Origin of the sequence: Acetobacter persici (genome assembly GCF_018256955.1) — a bacterium.
Classification (GTDB): domain Bacteria; phylum Pseudomonadota; class Alphaproteobacteria; order Acetobacterales; family Acetobacteraceae; genus Acetobacter; species Acetobacter persici.
On record NZ_JAERKU010000002.1, the window covers coordinates 83,943 to 104,021 of the forward strand.

Below are 20,079 nucleotides of genomic sequence, written 5' to 3' on the forward strand. Positions count from 1 at the left end.
GCATTAGCCGGTGAAAAAGAGGGTGATGCGGTACGTCAGGAACGAGGCCAGATAGGCAAGCCCGAACAGATAGGCCACGGAAACCCAGACCAGCCGCCAGGACCCGGTTTCCCGCCGGATAACGGCCAGTGTGGAAAAACACTGCGGCGCATACACATACCATGCCAGCAAAGAGAACGCCGTTGCAAGGCTCCAGTGGGCCGAGAGCAGCGGGGCAAGCTGGGCGGCGGCATCACTTTCTGACGCGCCGACGGAATAGACGGTAGCCAGACCGCTCACCGCCACTTCCCGCGCGGCCAGACCGGGGATAAGGGCCACGCAGATCTGCCAGTTAAAGCCGATAAAGGCGAAGAGCGGCAGCATGAGATGGCCGATATGCCCGGCAAGGCTCCAGTCAATCGCCGGGCCTTCCGCCCCCGCAGGCGGAGCCGGGAAGCTGGAAAGCGCCCACATGATAATGCTGAGCGTGAGGATGATGGTGCCCACGCGGGAGAGGAAAATGCGCGCGCGCTGCCAGAGCTCAATACACAGGCTTTGCAGGCCGGGCAGGCGGTAGCTCGGCAGTTCCATCAGCAGCGGGTGTTCTTCCGTATCCCGCTTTTTCAGCACACGGGCGACCACGAGCGCGCTCAGCACCCCTGCGGCGTAGAGGGCGAACAGCACCAGCCCATGCAGGTTGAACAGCCCCAGCACCGTGCGGGCGGGTACAAATGCGCCAATCAGCAGCGCGTAAACCGGCAGACGGGCAGAGCACGTCATGAGCGGGGCAATAAGGATGGTCACCATCCGGTCCCGTGGGTTCTGGATGGTGCGTGTGGACATAATGCCCGGCACCGCGCAGGCAAAGCTGGAGAGCAGCGGGATGAAGGAGCGGCCGCTCAGCCCGGCGGAGGCCATCAGCTTATCCAGCATGAAAGCGGCGCGCGGCAGGTAGCCGGATTCTTCCAGAGCGAGAATCCATAAAAAGAGAATAAGGATCTGCGGCAGGAAGACCACCACGGTGCCCGCCCCGGCAATCACCCCCTCTACAATCAGGCTGCGCAGAATGCCCTCGGGCAGCAATGCGCCAACAAATGCGCCAAGCTGGTCCATGCCGCTTTGCAGCAGGTCCATAAACGGCTGCGCCCATGAGAACACCGCCTGAAACATAATGAACAGCAACACCAGCAGGATGAGCATACCCCAGACAGGGTGCAGCACCCAGCGGTCCAGCCGGGCATCCAGTTGCGGGTGGCGTTCCGTGGCGCGGCGGACGCACAGCGCCATCAGGCGGCGGATTTCCGCGTGCAGGTCCGCCCCTTCTGGTAGCGGGGCCGGTGGCGGCGGGATGGGCGCATCCAGCGCGCACAGGATTTCCGACGCTCCGCCGCGTTTGACGCCAATGGCCGTGACAACCGGCACACCCAGTTCCGCCTGCAAACGCGGGACATCAATTTCCAGCCCCTGCCTGCGCACGGCGTCAATCATGTTGAGCACCAGCACCATAGGGCGGCCAAGCTGGCGGAGTTCCAGCGCAAAGCGCAGATGCAGACGCAGGTTGGTGGCGGCCACAACGCTGATCAGCAGGTCCGGCGCCGGCTCACCTTTATAGACGCCCCGGCAGACATCCCGCGTGACGGCCTCGTCCGGGCTGGTGGCGTTCAGGCTGTATGTGCCGGGCAGGTCAAGAATCTGCACGGCGCGGCCCGCGGGCGTCGTCAGGCGGCCCGCCTTGCGCTCTACCGTCACGCCCGCATAGTTCGCTACTTTCTGGCGGCTGCCGGTCAGCTGATTGAAAAGGGCAGTCTTGCCGCAGTTGGGGTTGCCAACCAGAGCAACACGCTGGGGCAGGGCGCTGGTCATGCTTCCTCCGTCGGGGCGGGGGGCGCAGTATGTAGGGCCGGGTCCAGTGCTTTGAGTGTTGGGGCGGAGTCCTGCTCGGCCTGCATGACAACCCGCGCCGCTTCTGAGCGGCGGAGGGCAAAGCGCGTAAACCCGATTTCCACAGCCATCGGGTCTCCCCCAAACGGACCGAAGGCAACAACTTTCACAGGTTCACCGGGGACAAAGCCAAATTCTTCCAGCCGCCGGGCAATGGGGTCTGCCGGGGTTGTGGGGGCGACGTGGTCAATAATGCCCTGACACTCAAGGGGAAGCTCGTTCAGGCGCACGGCTGCGTTGTCCTGCTGTGGCGGTGGAAGGGGTGATGTTGAGAGTGATCCTTAATTCCATTTACCCCCGCTGTCCAATGGTGCTGCCCTGTGATCTGGGTTGTCAAAATACTCTGGCAGGTGGGGGTGCGGGGCCTGCGGCATGGAAGAGTTGCGGACCTTGTGAGGATTTTACGTGCAATATTCCGCGCTGGCGATTATCAACGGGCCAGCGAAATTATAGACCGCGACGAACCGCCCCGACAAAGAGACCGTCGGAGGCGGCTTAGCGCGTAGGGAAAATCAGGCCTTTTCATGGATATCCGCAATATCGCCATCATTGCTCACGTCGATCATGGCAAGACGACTCTCGTTGATGAACTGCTGAAACAGTCTGGCTCGTTCCATGAGCATCAGCACGTTGCTGAACGCGCCATGGACAGCAATGATCTGGAACGTGAGCGTGGTATTACCATTCTTGCCAAGTGCACGTCCGTTGTCTGGAAAGACACGCGCATCAACATCATTGATACACCCGGACACGCCGACTTCGGCGGGGAAGTGGAACGTATTCTGAGCATGGTGGATGGCGCTGTGGTGCTGGTCGACTCTGCTGAAGGCGCTCTGCCGCAGACCAAGTTTGTGGTCGGCAAGGCTCTGGCCCGTGGCCTGCGCCCGATTGTTGTGGTCAACAAGATTGACCGTGGCGATGCCCGTCCGGACGAAGTGCATAACGAAATTTTCGATCTGTTTGCAGCCCTCGGCGCGAATGACGCGCAGCTCGACTTCCCGATGCTGTATGCCTCTGGCCGTCAGGGCTGGGCCGATGTTGAGCTTGATGGTCCGCGGAAAGACCTCAGCCCGATGTTCGACCTGATCCTCAAGCATGTTCCCGCTCCGGCGCTGGACAAGGACAAGCCGTTCGCCATGACGGCCACCATCCTTGAGAACGACAACTTCCTCGGCCGCGTGCTGACGGGCCGTGTTGAGCAGGGCCGCGCCCGCGTCAACATGCCGGTTAAGGTGCTGCGCGCTGATGGGTCCGTGGTGGAAACGGGCCGTCTGACCAAGCTGCTGTCCTTCCGTGGTCTGGACCGCGTGGGCGTTGAAGAAGTGGAAGCTGGTGACATTGTGGCCGTTGCCGGTCTGTCCGAAGCGACCATTCCTGACACCATTGCGGCCCCTGAAGTGACCGAGCCGCTGCTGGCTATTCCGGTTGACCCGCCGACGCTGTCTATGACGTTCCGCCTGAATGATGGCCCGCTGGGCGGCCGTGAAGGCAAGAAGGTGACGTCTCGCCAGATTCGTGACCGTCTGTTCAAGGAAACGGAAAGCAACATCGCTATCCGCGTGTCTGAAAGCCCGGAAAGCGAAGCGTTTGAAGTGGCTGGCCGTGGCGAACTTCAGCTTGGCGTGCTGATTGAAACCATGCGCCGTGAAGGCTTTGAGCTGACCATTGGCCGTCCCCGCGTGCTGTATCGCACCAACGAGGAAACGGGTGAGCGCGAAGAGCCTTACGAAGAAGTGACCATTGACGTGGACGAGCCCTATTCCGGCGTTGTCGTGGAGAAAATGTCTCTGCGTAAAGGCCAGATGCAGGACATGCGCCCCTCCGGTGGTGACAAGGTGCGTCTGACCTTCATCATCCCGTCCCGCGGGCTGATCGGCTACCATGGTGAATTCCTGACCGACACGCGCGGCACAGGTATCATGAACCGTCTGTTCCACGGTTATCAGCCTTATGCTGGCTCGATTGAAGGCCGCCGCAACGGGTCCCTGATCTCTGCGGAAGATGGCAACACGACCACGTATTCCCTGTACTCTCTGCAGGACCGTGGCACACTGTTTGTTGATGCTGGCGAGAAAGTCTATGTCGGCATGATCATCGGTGAGCATTCCCGCGAAAACGATCTGGAAGTGAACGGCGTTCGCGAAAAGAAGCTGACCAACATGCGTGCGTCCGGTAAGGACGAAGCCCTGTTCCTGACGCCGCCGCGCCGGATGTCTCTGGAACAGGCGATTGCCTACATTGAAGACGATGAACTGGTGGAAGTGACGCCCTCCGCTATTCGTCTGCGTAAGCGCTACCTTGACCCGAACGAGCGCAAGAAGCGTGAACGCGCGGGCGATAAAGCCTGAGTCTGCCGCACTGCGGCGCATGATGTGCATCCCTGCCATGCCGGTCTGCCCGTAAGGGGCTGCGGGCAGGGATCTTCTCCTTCCGGTTCCGGCTGGAAGGAGGGGGCGCATCCGGGCAGGCCAGCCATTCTGAATGGCGCGGAACACCGGCTTTTTTCGCCCGGTGTTCCCTCCCCCTGCGGGAGCATCAAATTCCTGAAAAACAATGTGGCGAGATAACGGTTGAGGCGTGGCGTAGTCACGGCAACCCTCTGGAATGTCTGAATTTTAATTCGAGACGTGAAGAAGCTGTCATGCTATCCAGAGTGCCAGCCAGACGGATGCAGCTTGTCCTACGGACTTCTGGCGCACTGGTCTGGACCCCTGACGTCTCAGACATTTTTGGAGACATGATTATGATTTCTCGTCGCCTTCTCGCAGCTCTGTCCACCGTCGCTCTGATGGGTGCTGCTGCTCCGTCCTTCGCTCAGGAAGCTGCCGCTCCTGCTGCTCCGGCAACCACCCCGGCCGCGCCGGCTGCTGAAGCCCCTGCTGCTCCTGCCGCCCCCACAGCCGAAAGCGCCGCTCCTGCTGCGCCGGAAGCTGCTGGTGAAGAAGGCACCAAGAAGAAGCACCACGGCAAGCACCACCATGGCAAAAAACACCATGGCAAGAAGAGCAAGAAAGCTGCCGCTCCGGCCGCTGACTCCTCTTCCGACACGTCTGCTCAGTAATCCGGGCACACAACGGAAAACCGGCACAGGGCTTTCGAGCCTTGAGGCTGGCAAAAAGGCCGGGGGAGCAATCCTCCGGCCTTTTTTACTGGATATCCGTTGAAAGGGCGGCGTGGAGGATTACTCCGGGCCAATTAAACCGCTTGTGATGGCGGCGGCGAGAGGGATGTCGGCAGGTATATTGATCCAGTCGACGGCCTCCGGATGTGTGTTGAGCAGCCAGTTACCGACAATCTCATAACCAAGCGTATAGCCAAACCATCGTGGGAGCGATCCGCGCCCAAAAAACCATCGTGCGTGATCATACTGTGTTTTTGAAAGAGTGCTGGCCTGCACCCCAAAGGTTTTGAGGTCTGAGACCGGGAGTGCGGCTTCCCATGGTTCAGGGTGAGAGTGCAGAACATGCTGCACAAAGCGCCCTGCCAGCCCTTCGCTGACCAGCGCCTCCCCTAATGTTCTTCCATAGCCCGGACCTGCCATTCTGAAGCAGTGGTGAGCCTCATGGATGATTTGGCGTGTCAGGGTTCCATCAAGAAGGCTTTTTGCAAAATTCTGATTATCAGGATCAACGCTCAGGGCGAATAGACTTGCTCGATAGGCCCGCCCTGATAGTCCGAATTCAGGAATTGTTCGGCCCTCTGCGCGCTGAATAAGAACATCTATTTCGGGTAACTGAACATGGTGTGACAACGCAGTATATGCGGCATGGAGTGCGTCCATGATAGGCGTGCGATGCGCGTCAAGGCTGCCCGAGGCTTCCAGCCAGTGAACCGTCCAGATTTTATGGCTCTCCGTGCCTGTCTTGGGTGACAGTTTCAGGAGAGGCTGATGGGAACAACGGACAGTCATCAGACTATATTTCCTCGGGTTAAAAACTCTCTTACTGTCTCTTATGATACAGTGCGATAGCCTGTCATGCCTGAAACGACGGACAATTATACCGCCATGAAGAACAGCAATAATCAGGCGATCGGTACCTTAAGGCTTTGCCTGACGTTAGCCGTCGTACTGCATCATTCTGTTCTGGCTTACTGCACCTTCGGACATTTTGATTACCAGCATTATCTTCTTTCGACAGCACCCATTATCGACAGGGAACGATGGAGCGGGTTCGATCTTCTGGTGCGCTGGAACGATACCTATTTTATGGCGCTCATGTTTTTTATTTCTGGGATTTTTGTGTTGCCGGGTCTGCAACGGAAAGGATCTTCCCGTTACTTAAAGCACAGGCTCCTGCGTCTCGGCTTACCTTTTATCGCGTGTGTGACGGTTATCATGCCTGTGGCATATTACCCTTCCATTCTGGAGGCAGGGCAACACATTTCTTTTGTGAGCTTCTGGCTTGGGTATTTTAGCCGCTTCCACTGGCCCGGCGGTCCGGCCTGGTTTCTGTGGTATCTTCTCCTTCTTGACGCTCTATGCGTTCTGATAATCCGTTTTTTTTCTTGTCTTTCAAAACAACTCAGTATTGTTCCTGATTTTATAAATCGTCATTTTTTTGCGGCCATTTTGGTCGTTATGACTGCGGCGTATGCCGCTTATCTCCCGTTAGCGTATGGCTTTGGCCCTGATCGCTGGTTGAATTTCGGCCCGTTCTTTATTCAGGGAAGCAGGATTGCGTTGTATGCCTTTTTCTTCGCTCTTGGCTGTGCAGCAGGCGCAACAGGAGTTTATCACCCTATATTCCAGAGAGGCAGCGCACTGGCCCGTTACTGGGTGCTTTCTTTCTGCTTCGGAGCCCTGTCTTTCGGTTTCTTCCGCGTGCCCGCGGTCACCACGCTGGGTCTTCAGCCTTTTTTCTTTGTTTTTTGCTGCGTGTCGTTTTGTATGGTCCTGACGGGTCTCTGTTTATGTTACGTCACGACTGTATCAGCATGCGTAGAACGCTTTATGGGAGACGCCTACGGGGTTTATCTTCTGCATTATGCTTTTGTGACATGGAGCCAGTTTTATGTGCTGCCGCTAGCGTGGGGAGCCGTGCCGAAAGCTGCTTTTGTTTTGGCCATAACGTTATCTTGCAGCGTCTTTATGACGCGCGCCGTCCGACACGTTCCGGCCACGCGGCGTGTGATCTGAACTTGTGGCGCTCGGCTTTAGGTACGTAAGCCTTATGAAAAGATGAATGCTGTTTGTCTGCTCTCGTTGATAGAGCGGACTGGCAGATTAGGGGGGGGGGAAGTGGAATTTCCGGTTTCGGAAACAGCCTTCAGGAAGCTGACATTATATAAGGCAGTGTCACCTAAATCACGAACCCTTCCGCGCACGACGGATTTTTTGATCCCACGTCCGCAGCATAAGTACTCGTCTCTACCAGTCCGGTTCAGAGTGATGGCAGGTGGCTAGGAAGTCGCGTTATCCGCCTCTCCACTCCTTCCTGATCAGTTGCAGACCCCCTTCATATGTCGTGACGGAAAACTCAGGGAAATGACGTTTGAATTTCGTTGAGTCGAAGAAATTGTCTTGCTCGTAGCGTGGCAGAAGTTCCTTTATCTCCCACACCCTTTTTGAGAGAATGCCTGCGATGATCAGTGACCATTTACCAATAACCGAATAGGAAGGTGTGCGGTCGAAAGCTCGGCTGGCCATAGTGACAAATGTCTTATAGGTCGGTCGATCATCACAGCATGGCAGATGCCAGCTCTGGCCATAAGCATCCGGCGTATTACCCAGAGTTGCAAGAGCACGGCTCGCATCAGGCGTCCAAATTAGGGTCCGACGTGTGTCGTCACGGACAGGGACCAGTGGCCTTCTGCCTGCTTTCAGCCTGTCAATGATCAGAGCGTTGGTGAAGCTCTGTGTTTTCCCCGGACCATAGAATTCCGGCGCACGGGCGATGAGCACCGGAATGTCTCCCCGTGCCATTTCTTCCAGCACCATGGACGCCATTGCGGCGCGCACCCGTCCTTTCCGACCAACCGGGGCGAAGCGCGTTTCCTCAGTCTGGATCTGGCTGTTCTGAGGATACATGTACGTATTGTCGAAATAGGCAAAATTGGACCCAGCCGCCCGGCACGCTTGCAAGGCGTTCTTCAGCATGACCGGAAACTGCTCTTCCCAGAGCGTGCTGTCAGGGGGAAGGCCGGCTGTGAAATAGACAATCCGGCTGCCTTTCACCGCCTGTGCCGTCTGCCCTGCATCAAGCAGGTTCGCCGCCATGAGCGTGTCGTCGTCATTGACCTTGCGGGGATTGCGGCTCACGAGCCGCAGGTCCCCTGTGTGATGCTGATGCAATGTCCGCGCCAGTTCCGTAGCGATCTGGCCATTTGCGCCAAGAATTGTCTGCATGTGGGGCTGCCTCCGTTGTGCAGGTAGATTTGCCCTTACACTGTTAACGTTGAAGTTAGATTTAATGTCAAACGACAGATTGACCTTCAACCGGCCTTGAACGTTACAGAACGGCCGTCCGAGGACCTTGCCGCATGAAAGGGACAAGCCATGAGCCGCCGTATCCTGCACGTCGCCACCAATATCTCGCATTTTGACAATCCCGCACATCCGACCGGATTGTGGCTGTCGGAACTTACACATGCCTGGGACGTGTTTGCCGCCAGAGGTTATGAGCAGCGCATTGTCAGCCCCAGGGGGGGCAAGGTTCCACTTGACCCGCGTGCGTTGAAATGGCCGATGCGCGATACCTCCTCCAGAGCCTGGCTGGCCGATCCGGCTAAGATGGCCCTCTTATCTGCAACGGCCTGTCCCGCAGACATCAATCCGCAGGATTATGATGCGATCTACTTTACCGGCGGGCATGGCGTGATGTGGGATTTTCCGAACAGTGAAGGCCTTCAGGCCATCACACGCGTAGTGTGGGAAAAGGGGGGTATTGTTTCCGCTGTCTGCCATGGATATTGCGGGCTTCTGAATACCCGGCTTGAAGACGGTTCTTTTCTGGTGTCCGGGCGCAAAATCACCGGATTTTCGTGGACTGAGGAGAGGCTGGCGGGCGTCTCCGGGGAGATACCCTACAACGCGGAAGCTGAAGTGAAGGCGCGAAAAGCGCTTTACGAAAAAGCCCTTCTGCCATTCATGTCCCATGTCGTGGTGGATGGAAAACTGGTGACAGGCCAGAACCCTTTTTCAGCCAGAGCGACCGCAGGAAAAGTCGCGTCCCTTCTGGAAGGGATTTAAGGCGGAACAGCTTTTTTGCTGCGTCCTCTGCTCACGGACTGACGACGATCCGTCCTGTCCAGAAGACGCACATCGTCCGGTGTGATGTCCAGATTGTCGGAAGATCCTGTAAGCACATTCGTCAGGACACGATGGGCGTTAGCTGCGCAGTCCATGTCTTCGGGGCGCGCCTGAATGTCCTCCACCAAACGAAGGAGATGCGCCTTGCTCTGGATCAGACGTGCCTGCAGCGCCTCGATATCCGCAATCTTGCGTGTTAGTGCGTCCATGAGCGCATCATGGTCCCAGTGTTGCAGATCAGAGGGCAGCAGGGTGCGGATTTCATCCAGCGTAAATCCGGCCCGTTGAGCCGTTGTGATGAGTCCCAGAAGCAGAACGGCCTGTGGTGGGTAGGCACGGTATCCGTTGGAGCGACGATCAACCGTTGTCAGCAATCCGATGCGCTCATAGAACCGAATTTTTGACGTCGTAAGATCGGTTTTCTGGGCCAGTTCTCCAATTTTCATCATCAGTCTTCTGTTACAAATTCATCTTGACGTTGAACTTATGTTCAACGTTAGCGTCTGAGCATTATCAGTTTTGAATGCTCAGGAGAAGCATCATGTCATCTGTCACGACATCCGACGGTGTAGAGATTTTTTATAAAGACTGGGGGCCGAAGGATGCACAGCCTATCGTTTTCCATCATGGCTGGCCACTCAGCGCGGATGACTGGGACACGCAGATGCTGTTCTTCCTGCGCAAGGGCTTTCGCGTCATTGCGCATGACCGCCGCGGTCACGGACGATCCGCGCAGGTGAGCGACGGTCATGACATGAACCATTACGCGGCCGACGCATCGGCAGTTGTGGAACATCTCGACCTGAAAAACGCGGTTCATGTTGGACATTCGACAGGGGGCGGACAGGTTGCCCGTTATGTTGCGCAATACGGTCAGCCGCAGGGACGGGTTACCAAAGTCGTGCTCGTCAGTTCCGTGCCGCCTTTGATGGTCCAGACGGATCGCAGCCCCGAAGGCGCACCGATCGAAGTGCTGGACGGACTGCGTGCCGGGCTGGCAGCCAACCGTGCGCAATTCTTTCTGGATGTAGCGAGCGGCCCATTCTACGGTTTCAACCGCCCTGAAGTTGACGTTTCAGAAGGGGTGATCCGCAATTGGTGGCGTCAGGGCATGATGGGCAGTGCAAAAGCCCATTATGAAGGGATCAGGGCCTTCTCCGAAACGGACCAGACAGAAGATTTGAAGGCAATCATGGTGCCAACCCTCGTCCTGCAGGGGGATGATGATCAGGTGGTTCCTTACAAAAATGCAGCAATTCTTCAGGACAGGCTACTTCAGAACAGCACGCTGAAAATCTATCCTGGTTATCCGCACGGCATGCACACAACCCATGCTGATATCATCAATGCTGATATTCTGGCATTTATTACTGGCTGAAGAGCGAAGTATACCGATGTGGCGTTTTAATGTGGGCAGGGGGCTGTTTCGTCTCTTCGCCTGCCCACGTGAAATTAATCTCGCAATATCGCCGGGCTGAAATCAGCCAGTAAGGTCAGCTTTACGATAATATCTCGGATAGACACAATGTCTGATATGAGGGCGATAGTCGCCCGTCTGCTTTGGTGCGAAAAAGCAGACATGGCGTTTCAAAATGTTGAATTTTGGGGGTTGCTCCAGCCTCACCCCCGCCCGAACCGCGCTGAAACGTACGGGTCTGGCGTCCAGTTCAGGTCCGCGACCCATGGCCATGTTGGTTTGCGGCGATGGTTGCCGATGTGCAGGATGTCCTGATCAATCGCGCCGGGGGAGAGGGCCATCAGGGCCGGGTTGGCGAGGGCCTTCATGGTCGGGTGCAGGTAGCCGCATTTCAGCACCACAATATGGAACCGGGCCGGGTCTACGCCGAGATCGCGGAAAGATTCCGCGGAGTGATACAGGCGGCGGCGGGCGGAGAGTGTGGCGGTAATTCCGTCAAACTCAATCACGGCTTCTCCGTCTTCCGGCTTGGTGACAGGGGCCAGATGTTTTACAACGGCGTTTGTCACATGCACTGGCTTGCACATCACGGGGTCCAGTGTCGCACCGATGGACAGCGGCAGCGTGGCCCCTACGCCCGCCCGGTAGCAGGCGTCCGTTGCGGGCCGGTCTGTCATGCCGCCCAGCAGAACATCTTTTGTTCCGGCTTTGAGCAGAGCCTGAAGGAAAAAGGTCTGGTCGGAATTGCCGCCACCGCCAGGATTATCCCCGGAATCTGAAATAACGACCGGGTGCGTGGTGGCACTCATGGCGCGGGAGAGACACTCCTCAATCGTCCCGGTCGGGCTGCCAAACTTAAACGCGTGCCGTGCATCCCAGTAACGGCCAGCAAGTTCCGCCACAACGCGCTTCTGTTCCTCAATATTCGTGCCGGTTGCCACAACGGAGGCCGCGGCGCGCGGTTCATCCGCCCAGACATAGCCGACAAGCTGTGAGACATCGAGAATACCGGGCAGGCGGTTATATTCGCTCAGGTCTGCCCATAAACGCCGCCCCGGTTCCCATTCCGTACTGCTCTGCTCACCCGGCAGCAGCGCCGGGATGCTGGCCCAGACAATGCCGGGGCGCAGGCCGTAGCGCAGGCAGTGCGTGAGCATATCCGCAGCCCGCATCACGTTTTCCACCCGGTCCACATGGGGGGCGGTGCGGTAGGCGGTCATGGCGTCCAGCGTATCCACGGCCCGGCGGCTCAGATTGCCGTGCAGATCATAATACGCGGAAATCAGGCAGTCCGGCCCGACCACGGCGCGGGTTGCCTCGTACCAGTCGCCTTCTGCATCATCCATGCCTTCTACGCTCAGCGCGCCGTGCATCATCAGATACACGCCGTCCAGCGGCAGGAGTTTTTTCAGACGGTCCAGATACTCCGCTTTCAGCGTATCATAGGTTTTGCGCTCTACCGGGCCGCCGGAGGGGGCTGTGGCTTCCAGCGTTGGCAGGAAGGGCACGTCATAGCGCAGCAGCGGCAGGGAGAGAGGGGCTTCAAAAATTTCCGGCCCCCGGCGTACGGTCAGATCCTCCATCCGGGCGCGGATGCGGCTGTAGGTGCTACATTCCGAGGCAATGCCACCCACGGCAAGCCGGGGTGTGCCCCGGAAGGCAGGCACCAGTCCCGCCGCCCGTGCTGCTCCGTTCAGGGCCGGTAATCCGGCCAGAACGCTGGCAGGAAGCATTTTGAGAATCAGTCTGCGCCGCACGGGAAGGCCTCCATCTGATATGACAGATCAATCGTTCTTTAACTGTAACGATAAAAGCCGGGCCTATCAAATCCCCTTCAAGGGGCGTGCATGGAAGCGGGAAGGGGGGGCTAGCGGTAGCGGCTGATGGACAGGTCCAGCACAGGAATATCCGGTTTTCTGCCGTGGATCATATCCGCCAGAATCCGGCCGGAACCGCAGGCCATGGTCCAGCCGAGCGTGCCGTGCCCGGTATTGAGCCACAGATTGCTAAAGCGCGGGACAGGGCCAATAACCGGCGTGCCGTCCGGCGTGTTGGGGCGCAGGCCGGTCCAGTAGGTGGCAGCGGACAGATCCCCCCCGCCAAACAGTTCTGAAAAGGAGAGTTCCAGCGTCTCGCGCCGGTCCGGGCTGAGGCGCAGATTATAGCCTGTCAGTTCCGCCGTGCCACCCACGCGGATGCGGTTGCCCAGCCGGGTGATGGCGACCTTGTAGGTCTCATCATTCACCGTGGAGAGCGGGGCGTGGCTTTCATCCGTCAGCGGCAGGGTGAGGGAATAACCTTTGACCGGATAGACAGGCAGATGCACCCCCAGCGGCCTGAGCAGCAGCGGGCTGTAACTGCCCATGGACACCACATAGGCATCGGCCCGCAGATGGCCCTTGCTGGTGCGGATGGACATGACCTCATCCGCAGCGGCGTCCATTCCTTTAATGGTAGTGTCATACAGGAACGTCACACCCTTTGCCGCGGCCATTTTTGCCAGACGCTGGGTAAAGATGTGCGCATCCCCGGACTGATCCCCCGGCAGATACAGCCCCGCCTTCAGCAACCCGCGCGCGTGCGACAGGCCGGGTTCATGCTCCAGAATCTGGTTCACGTTCAGCAGTTCATGCGGGATGGCGCTGTCTGAGAGCAGCTTCATGTCATGATAGGCTTTGTCGATCTGCTTTTCCGTGCGGAAAAGCTGGATCAGCCCGCGCTGGCGGTCATCATAGGTCAGGCCGGTTTCTTCGCGCAGGGCATCAAGGCAGTCGCGGCTATATTCCGCTACGCGCAGCATCCGGCCTTTATTGATGTCATAGGCGTGGGCGTTACAGTTTTTGAGAAGCTGCTCCATCCACCGGAACATGGCGAAGTCGATCCGCTTGCGGATCACCAACGGGCTGTGCCGCTGCATCATCCAGCCAATGGCCTTCATCGGCAGGCCGGGCGCGGCCCATGGGGTGGAATAGCCCGGAGAAACCTGCCCCGCATTGGCAAAGGACGTCTCCAGCCCCGGTTCCGGCTGACGGTCCACCACAATGACCTCATGACCCAGACTGTTCAGATACCAGGCTGAGGTCACGCCGATCACGCCGGCGCCGAGAATGATGATTTTCACAGTTTCATCCTTTCCGGGGATCATAATGGAGGCGGTGGTAGCGGGCTCCGAGATCCGTCAGTATTTCATAGCCGATGGTGTCCGCCAGACGCGCCACGGTGTCCAGAGGTACCTGCGGACCAATCAGGTCAAACACTGCACCGGCTGGTGGCAAAGCGGTGCCGGTGGCCATAAGAGGCGAGAGGTCCACGGCCAGTGAGTCCATGGAGATACGCCCGATTATTGGTAATTTGATGTCAGGCTGATCCGGCCAGACAACATGGCCGGTCTGGCCCAGCCTGCGGGGAAAGCCGTCTCCGTAGCCAATCCCGAGCAGTGCTACGGGTGTAGGCTGCCGGGCGGTAAAAGCCGCACCGTAGCCAACACTCGCCCCGGCGGAGACCATACGCGTCTGAATGACGCGGGCCTGCAACCGGACAGTTGCGTGCATAGGGTTTGGCTGCCCTGCGGTGGGCGCAATGCCGTAGAGGGCCGCACCGGGGCGCACGAGGTCAAAATGCCAGTCCGGCCCCAGAAAAATACCGGAGGAGGCGGCAAGGCTGGCAGGGGCTGCGGGCAGCAGGGCTTTGAGCCGGGTAAAGGTTGCAAGCTGCTGGCGGTTGAGCGGGTGCTCCGGGGTATCCGCGCATCCCAGATGGCTCATGACCAGAGTGACCTCAATGCCCTCCAGCCCCTGCGGGTGCGTGATCAGATGGTCAACTTCAGCTTCCGTCAGGCCGAAGCGGCACATTCCGCTATCAAGTTGCAGTGCTGCGGCCAGCGGGTGGCCCTGCGTGCGGGCAAGAGCCTGCCATTCCTGCACCTGTTGCAGGCTGTTCAGCACGGGCAGAAGGGTATGCGTCAGGCAGGCGCTGGCCGTGCCGGGGGGCGGGCCGTGCAGCACAAAAATGCGGCTGTCCGGCCCCACCAGCGGACGCAGGGCAGCCCCTTCCGCCAGATGGGCGACAAAAAAGGTGCGGCATCCGGCTTCATATAAGGTCTGGCCAACCTCTTTCAGCCCCAGCCCGTAGGCGTTGGCTTTGACAGCCGCCCCGCATTCCGCAGGGCTGACCCGGGCGCAAAGCTGCGCATAATTTTCGGCAATGGCGGCAAGATTGATAAGCAGCCGCCCGCCTTCCCAGCCATCCCTGTGCATGGTCTGTCTCCTGACCTCGTTAGGCGTGTCTTTATCATTTTTTTCCGGACGCTGGCAAAAGGGGGCAGGGCTGCGCAGCGGGCGTAAAAAAAGCATATTTTCCGCTTGAAATAAAAACCGTCCGGACGGTATGTATTGCGCATGACAGCCAGATCAAAACGCACCAACAAGCCCGAGGCCGTGAAAAATGACCTCCTGAACGCCGCAGGCCATATTCTGGTCACGGGTGGAATTCAGGCCTTTACGCTGGAACTGGTGGCAAAGGAGGCCAGGGTCAGCAAGGGCGGGCTCCTGCATCACTTCCCTAATAAAAAAGCCCTGCTGGACGGGTTGTTTATACGGGAGATGGACATGTTCCGGCAGGAAATGCTGGCCTCCCAGCAGAAAGACCCGGTGGCGGCGGGCCGGGCCGCGCGCGCCTATATTGGCCTGAATCAGGAAAATGAGGCTGAAACGCCTGTCATTCTGCGCCATTTGCTGGCGGCCATGCTGATTGACCCGCAACTTGGTCAGGAATGGATCCGGCATTACTGGGATGTCATTCGCTCCACGGGCCTGTTTGAAGACATGACCCCCACACTTCTGCTGGCCTGCATGGCGGCAGACGGGTTGTCTTTGTGGGATATTCTCGGCGCGGAGATTCTGGATCAAAAGATGCGTCAGGGCTTGTCTGACCTGATGGAAAAACTCACGCATATGTCAGAAAAAGTCCCGTGATATGCTGGGTTATGTCTATATTTTCTTTGCCGTTCTTTCTGAAATTATCGCCACAATGGCGCAGAAAGAAGCGCTGGGTTTTACCAGACTCCTGCCCACGCTGATTATGGCGGCAGGGTACGGGGCGTCTTTTGTGTTTCTGGCTCTGTCTCTCCGCCTTGTTCCTATGGGCATTGTGTATGCAGGCTCGGCTGGTCTTTCCATTATTCTGGCCAATCTTGCTGGCTGGATCTACTTCCGGGACCAGCTGGGCGGGCATCAGGCCATCGGAATTCTTCTCATTTTAGTCGGGATTTCTGTCGTCGCGACGCAGTCGTGACGCTTAAGACCTGCCTTTTTTCCGGAACTTATCATGGTGTGTCGAACGTGTTCAGAGGCTCTGAAAAGGGCGCTGCCGCTGTTTGCGGCTGGCTGTCTGCTGGCAGGGTGTAAACCGGCATCCGCCCCGGCACAGCATGACACTCTGCCTACCGTGCAGGTGCTCAGGGTGCAGGAAGACCAGCCGGAGAAAGTGCTTTTTGCCGGACGATACACTGCCAGCCGGATCATCCCGCTTGCGCCGACACAGGCGGGCCGCCTGCGTAAAATTGCAGTTGTCAGCGGTCAGTCTGTGCATCAGGGCGATGCTCTTGCCCTGCTGGAAGACAGAGTTCTGCAAGAACAGGTGGCGCAGGCGGAGGGTGAGGCCGACGCCGCCCGTGCGGATGCCGCACAGGCTGAGGCAACCTATAAACGGAGCCGCGGGCTGGATACAGCAGGCGGCCTTTCCGCCGGAATAGTGGAAGAGCGGGGGTATGCCCGGCGTATGGCGCAGGGCAAAGCCAGATCAGCACAGGCTGCCCTCATGCAGGCCCGGATTCAGCTTGCGGAAGCGACACTCCGCGCCCCGGAGGACGGGCAGATTCTGAGCGTGACCGGTGTGGCGGGCACGCTTGTGGCGGCTGGCACTGAGGTTGTGCGGATGGCCGCCGGTGCGCCAGAGGTGCGTCTTCAGGTCCCATCCCCGTCCGCGTGGAGGGTGGGGGACCGTGCAGAGGTGAGCTTTCCGGCAGATCCGGCAGCGCGGCCTGTTCAGGCTGTCGTGCAGGAAACCGGCGCGGTGGATGGCGCAAGCCAGATGCAGGCGCTGAGACTGCGGCTGGAGCAGAAGCTCGCTGTGCCCCTCAATAGTCTTGTGCGTGTGGCTCTTCCTGCGCAACGCGCGGCACCCGTCATGCGCGTGCCGCTTACGGCCCTTGTGGAGACACACCAGACACATGCGCAGGTCTGGGCGTTGACGGATGGCGATACCCCCCGCCTTGTGCTGCGGCATGTGGATATTGCGGGCCTGCGCGGCGCGGATGCGCTGGTTACGGGGCTTAGAGCCGGGGAGAGAATTGTTACCAGTGGTGAGGCGTCCTTCCAGCCTGATCAGGCGGTGCAGATGATCAGTCAGGCCAGTGGACGCTGATGATGGAGCGTTTCAATGTTTCGCGCTGGGCCGTCGGGCATCCGGCACTGGTCAGCTTCATGATGGCATGCCTGTTTCTTGCAGGCGGATACGGGTTTTTTCACCTTGGCCGCGCGGAAGATCCGGCTTTTACACTCAAGAATATGGTTGTTTCCGCACAGTGGCCGGGGGCCAGCGCACAGCAGATGCAGCAGCAGGTTGCGGCCGTGCTGGAGCAACGCCTGCGCGATGTGGAAGCGATTGATAGTCTCAGCACTTATTGCGTTGCAGCCAGTTGCGTCACGCAGATTTTTCTCCGCGATGATGAGAGAAAAGAGCGTGTGCCGGTGATCTGGCAGCAGGTGCGCAACAAGCTCTCGGACCTCGGGCCGGACCTGCCCTCCGGCGTGGCCCTTGCCGCGAATGATGATTATGCGGACGTCTATGGGTATGTTTTTGCCCTGACCGGGGGAGAAAATGCTGACCTGATCAAAAAAGCCGAGGACCTGAAAAAACTTTTCCAGACGGTGCATGGCGCTGGAAAAGTGCAGGTCAGCGGGGAAATCCCGCAGCAGATTACCGTCGAGGTTGACCCGCAGCAGAGTGCGGCAAGAGGGATCACTCTTGATCAGCTTGCCAGAGCCCTCCGGAACCAGTCGGCTCTGGCGTCTGGCGGATCTGTTGACTTTACAACCACTGTGCCGCTGCGGGTTTCCGGCGCGCTGGATGGGGTGCGGGCTGTTGCGGAGACGCCGGTTGCGGGGCCATCCGGGCTTGTGCGGGTGGGAGACATTGCGCAGGTCAGCCGGGGCTATGCCAGTCCGGCTCCCGCGCTGATCCGCTATAATGGCAAACCCGCCGTTGTGATTGCCATCGCCATGGCAGAAGGCGCGGACGGCATGACACTGGGGAAAACGCTCCGCAATGTGGCGGCCACTCTCACACTGCCTGCCGGTATGGTGCTGACGCAGGTGGAGGACCAGAGCGGCGTGATTCGGGAAGCCGTTAACACCTTCCTGATCAAGTTTGTCGTTGCGCTGAGCGTTGTTCTGCTGGTGGCGTTTGTCAGTCTGGGCTGGAGAGCAGGCATTATTGTCGCCTGTTCCGTCCCGCTGACGCTGGCCGGGGTCAGCCTGTTGATGGGCATGGCGCATATCGGCCTGGACCGTATTTCCCTCGGGGCGCTTATTCTTTCCCTCGGGCTGCTGGTGGATGATGCCATTATCAGTATTGAGGCGATGGTTGTGCAGCTTGAGCATGGGCGCAGCCGGGAGGACGCGGCCTCGTTCGCATGGAGCCACACGGCGTTCCCCATGCTGACGGGCACTGTTCTGACGGTTATCAGCTTTCTGGCGGTCGGGCTGGCGCACTCAACAACGGGCGAATATGCCGGAGAAATTTTCTGGGTGAGCGGTGCCGCCCTGCTGCTGAGCTGGGGTGTGGCCGTGGTGTTCATCCCTTTTCTGGGCGTGCATCTTCTGCCCCCGCCAAAGCCTGTGCGCATGGCGTATGAACCGTTTTCTACCATTCTGCTGCGCCTCGTGCTGGGGACAAGCCTGCGGTATAAAGCCGTAGTGGCAGGGGGAACATGCGTGTTGCTTGTGGCGGCGTGTGTTGGTTTTCTGTTTGTGGACCAGCAGTTTTTTCCGCAGTCCGACCGGCCGGAAGTGATGGTGGATGTTGCCATGCCACCGGGCACCGCCCTTGCGGAGACCGGAAAAGCAGTTGCTCTTCTGGAAAAACACCTGTCAGGACAATCTTCTTTACGACATATGCAGGCGCATATCGGGGATGGCGCGCCGCGCTTTTATCTGCCTTATGCGCCTGCCACGCCCAGCGCGGCCCACGCCACGCTGCTGCTGGTGGCGCAGGACCTGAAAGCGCGGGAGACGCTGATTCATCAGGTCGAGACTGTTTCTCTCCCGCCGGGGGTGCATCTGCATGTGCAGCGGCTGTCACTTGGGCCAACGGCGGATTTCCCGGTGCAATACCGCATTATTGGCCCTGATCCTGAAAAACTGAGGTCTGTTGCACAGGATGTTGATAAAATTCTGCGCGCGACGGAGGGGGCCGTTGCCGTGCAGGCGGACTGGGGAAACCGCACCCCCAGCCTGACATTTGAGGCCGACCCGGCCAGACTGGTCCATTTCCAGACGGACCGTGCCAGCGTGGCGGCGCAGCTTCAGGCCGCTCTTACGGGTGCGGATGGGGGCGATGTGCCGGACGGGCAGCATCATCGTCCCGTTGTGGTGCGTGCCATCCAGTCCGTGCGGTCTGACCCCGGCCAGTGGATGACCCTGCCGGTTGCAACCGGAGCCGCTGTGGTGCCGCTCAGCCAGCTTGGCAGCATGAGGGTGAGCACTGATTATCCCATTCTCTGGCAGAGGAATGGCGTGTTGTGCATGACGGTGCAGTCGGCTGTTGCGGCGGATGTCCAGCCCGCGACTGTGGTGCAGCGTGCGGCGTCTGCCATGCAGGCGCTCAGCAAAACGCTTCCCGCAGGCTACCGGATTGAAACTGGCGGGGATGTGGAACTTTCCTCAACGGCGGATAGTGCCATTTTCGCGTTTCTGCCGCTGACGGGTGGCCTGATCCTGCTTGTGCTGATGGTCCAGTTGCAAAGTTTCAGCCGGTCTCTGCTGGTTTTGTTTTCTGCTCCGCTGGGGCTGGTTGGCATGGTTGGCGGTCTGCTGCTCACCGGTGCGCCATTTGGGTTTGTGGCCCTGCTGGGGCTGATCGCTCTGGCCGGGATGATTATGCGCAACACCATCCTGCTGGTGGACCAGATTCAGTTTAACCACAGCAATGCCATGCCGCTGCATGAAGCCGTGATTGATGCCACCATGACGCGCGCCCGGCCGGTCTGCCTGACCGCAGTGGCGGCTATTCTGGCGTTTATCCCCCTCAGCTTCAATGTGTTCTGGGGGCCAATGGCCATTGTCATGATTGGTGGGCTTGCAGGCGGGACGGTGCTGACTCTGGTGGCTGTGCCCGCATTCTACGCCCTGCTGTTTGACCGCGCTGGAAGCCCGGCACAAGAGGCGGAAGGGGTGGCTCATGTCTGAATGCAGGTCGGACCATAGTGTGCTCA

17 protein-coding genes are annotated in these 20,079 nt (G+C 58.9%); 9 read left to right on the forward strand and 8 right to left on the reverse strand.

Annotation, left to right across the window (positions count from 1 at the left end; all coding sequences use genetic code 11):
* Positions 1-3 precede the first annotated feature (3 nt).
* Entirely contained in the window at positions 4-1,842 is a 1,839-nt protein-coding gene (gene feoB / locus JK199_RS02555; RefSeq protein ID WP_212360236.1) for a ferrous iron transport protein B, read from the reverse strand.
* Positions 1,839-2,150, reverse strand: coding sequence for a FeoA family protein (locus JK199_RS02560; protein WP_212373712.1), 312 nt, complete (start codon positions 2,148-2,150; stop codon positions 1,839-1,841). The genes feoB and JK199_RS02560 overlap by 4 nt, the downstream gene beginning before the upstream one ends.
* Before the next feature lie 294 nt (positions 2,151-2,444).
* Here JK199_RS02560 and typA point away from each other — a divergent pair, with 294 nt between their 5' ends.
* Together typA and JK199_RS02570 are read left to right on the forward strand one after the other, a co-directional pair.
* Positions 2,445-4,268, forward strand: coding sequence for a translational GTPase TypA (gene typA, locus JK199_RS02565; protein WP_212357668.1), 1,824 nt, complete (start codon positions 2,445-2,447; stop codon positions 4,266-4,268).
* A 293-nt stretch (positions 4,269-4,561) separates the two neighbouring features.
* Entirely contained in the window at positions 4,562-4,981 is a 420-nt protein-coding gene (locus JK199_RS02570) for a hypothetical protein (RefSeq protein ID WP_386884775.1), read from the forward strand.
* Between the two features lie 120 nt (positions 4,982-5,101).
* Here JK199_RS02570 and JK199_RS02575 read toward each other — a convergent pair whose 3' ends face one another.
* Entirely contained in the window at positions 5,102-5,830 is a 729-nt protein-coding gene (locus tag JK199_RS02575) for a DUF2268 domain-containing putative Zn-dependent protease (protein ID WP_212373714.1), read from the reverse strand.
* 96 nt (positions 5,831-5,926) lie between these two features.
* Here JK199_RS02575 and JK199_RS02580 point away from each other — a divergent pair, with 96 nt between their 5' ends.
* Entirely contained in the window at positions 5,927-7,057 is a 1,131-nt protein-coding gene (locus JK199_RS02580) for an acyltransferase family protein (protein ID WP_212373716.1), read from the forward strand.
* A 276-nt stretch (positions 7,058-7,333) separates the two neighbouring features.
* Here JK199_RS02580 and JK199_RS02585 read toward each other — a convergent pair whose 3' ends face one another.
* Positions 7,334-8,266 (reverse strand): SDR family oxidoreductase, encoded by a 933-nt coding sequence (locus tag JK199_RS02585; RefSeq protein ID WP_212373718.1) that lies wholly within the window; start codon positions 8,264-8,266, stop codon positions 7,334-7,336.
* A gap of 150 nt (positions 8,267-8,416) precedes the next feature.
* On the opposite strand from JK199_RS02585, the gene JK199_RS02590 reads away from it, so the two are divergent.
* A complete protein-coding gene (locus JK199_RS02590; protein WP_212373720.1) occupies positions 8,417-9,109 on the forward strand; it encodes a type 1 glutamine amidotransferase domain-containing protein in 693 nt (230 codons plus the stop codon).
* On the opposite strand, the gene JK199_RS02595 is transcribed toward JK199_RS02590, so the two are convergent.
* Positions 9,106-9,618: a MerR family transcriptional regulator gene (locus JK199_RS02595; RefSeq protein ID WP_244984849.1), complete on the reverse strand. Its 513-nt coding sequence runs from the start codon at positions 9,616-9,618 to the stop codon at positions 9,106-9,108. The two genes, JK199_RS02590 and JK199_RS02595, sit on opposite strands and share 4 nt — an antisense overlap.
* Before the next feature lie 92 nt (positions 9,619-9,710).
* Here JK199_RS02595 and JK199_RS02600 point away from each other — a divergent pair, with 92 nt between their 5' ends.
* Positions 9,711-10,547, forward strand: coding sequence for an alpha/beta fold hydrolase (locus JK199_RS02600; RefSeq protein ID WP_212373722.1), 837 nt, complete (start codon positions 9,711-9,713; stop codon positions 10,545-10,547).
* A 242-nt stretch (positions 10,548-10,789) separates the two neighbouring features.
* Here JK199_RS02600 and JK199_RS02605 read toward each other — a convergent pair whose 3' ends face one another.
* The 3 genes from JK199_RS02605 to alr form a co-directional block, all read right to left on the reverse strand.
* Entirely contained in the window at positions 10,790-12,343 is a 1,554-nt protein-coding gene (locus tag JK199_RS02605; RefSeq protein WP_212373724.1) for a M81 family metallopeptidase, read from the reverse strand.
* A 110-nt stretch (positions 12,344-12,453) separates the two neighbouring features.
* Complete coding sequence (locus JK199_RS02610) at positions 12,454-13,707, reverse strand: D-amino acid dehydrogenase (RefSeq protein ID WP_086655152.1); 1,254 nt, start codon at positions 13,705-13,707, stop codon at positions 12,454-12,456.
* A 4-nt stretch (positions 13,708-13,711) separates the two neighbouring features.
* Complete coding sequence (alr, locus tag JK199_RS02615; RefSeq protein WP_212373727.1) at positions 13,712-14,842, reverse strand: alanine racemase; 1,131 nt, start codon at positions 14,840-14,842, stop codon at positions 13,712-13,714.
* A 141-nt stretch (positions 14,843-14,983) separates the two neighbouring features.
* Between alr and JK199_RS02620 the strand changes: the two genes are divergently transcribed.
* From JK199_RS02620 to JK199_RS02635, 4 genes are read left to right on the forward strand one after another with little or no spacing between them, the layout of a single operon-like run.
* Positions 14,984-15,559 carry a TetR/AcrR family transcriptional regulator gene (locus JK199_RS02620; protein WP_212373729.1) on the forward strand — a complete coding sequence of 192 codons (576 nt, stop codon included), beginning with the start codon at positions 14,984-14,986 and terminating at the stop codon, positions 15,557-15,559.
* Position 15,560: 1 nt separating this feature from the next.
* Positions 15,561-15,878 carry a DMT family transporter gene (locus tag JK199_RS02625; RefSeq protein ID WP_077930339.1) on the forward strand — a complete coding sequence of 106 codons (318 nt, stop codon included), beginning with the start codon at positions 15,561-15,563 and terminating at the stop codon, positions 15,876-15,878.
* 33 nt (positions 15,879-15,911) lie between these two features.
* The gene (locus tag JK199_RS02630) at positions 15,912-17,009 is read left to right on the forward strand and encodes an efflux RND transporter periplasmic adaptor subunit (RefSeq protein ID WP_244984851.1); all 1,098 of its coding nucleotides are present in this window, start codon (positions 15,912-15,914) and stop codon (positions 17,007-17,009) included.
* Positions 17,009-20,053 (forward strand): efflux RND transporter permease subunit, encoded by a 3,045-nt coding sequence (locus JK199_RS02635; RefSeq protein WP_212373731.1) that lies wholly within the window; start codon positions 17,009-17,011, stop codon positions 20,051-20,053. Before JK199_RS02630 ends, JK199_RS02635 begins: the two co-directional genes overlap by 1 nt.
* The last annotated feature ends 26 nt before the right edge of the window (positions 20,054-20,079 follow it).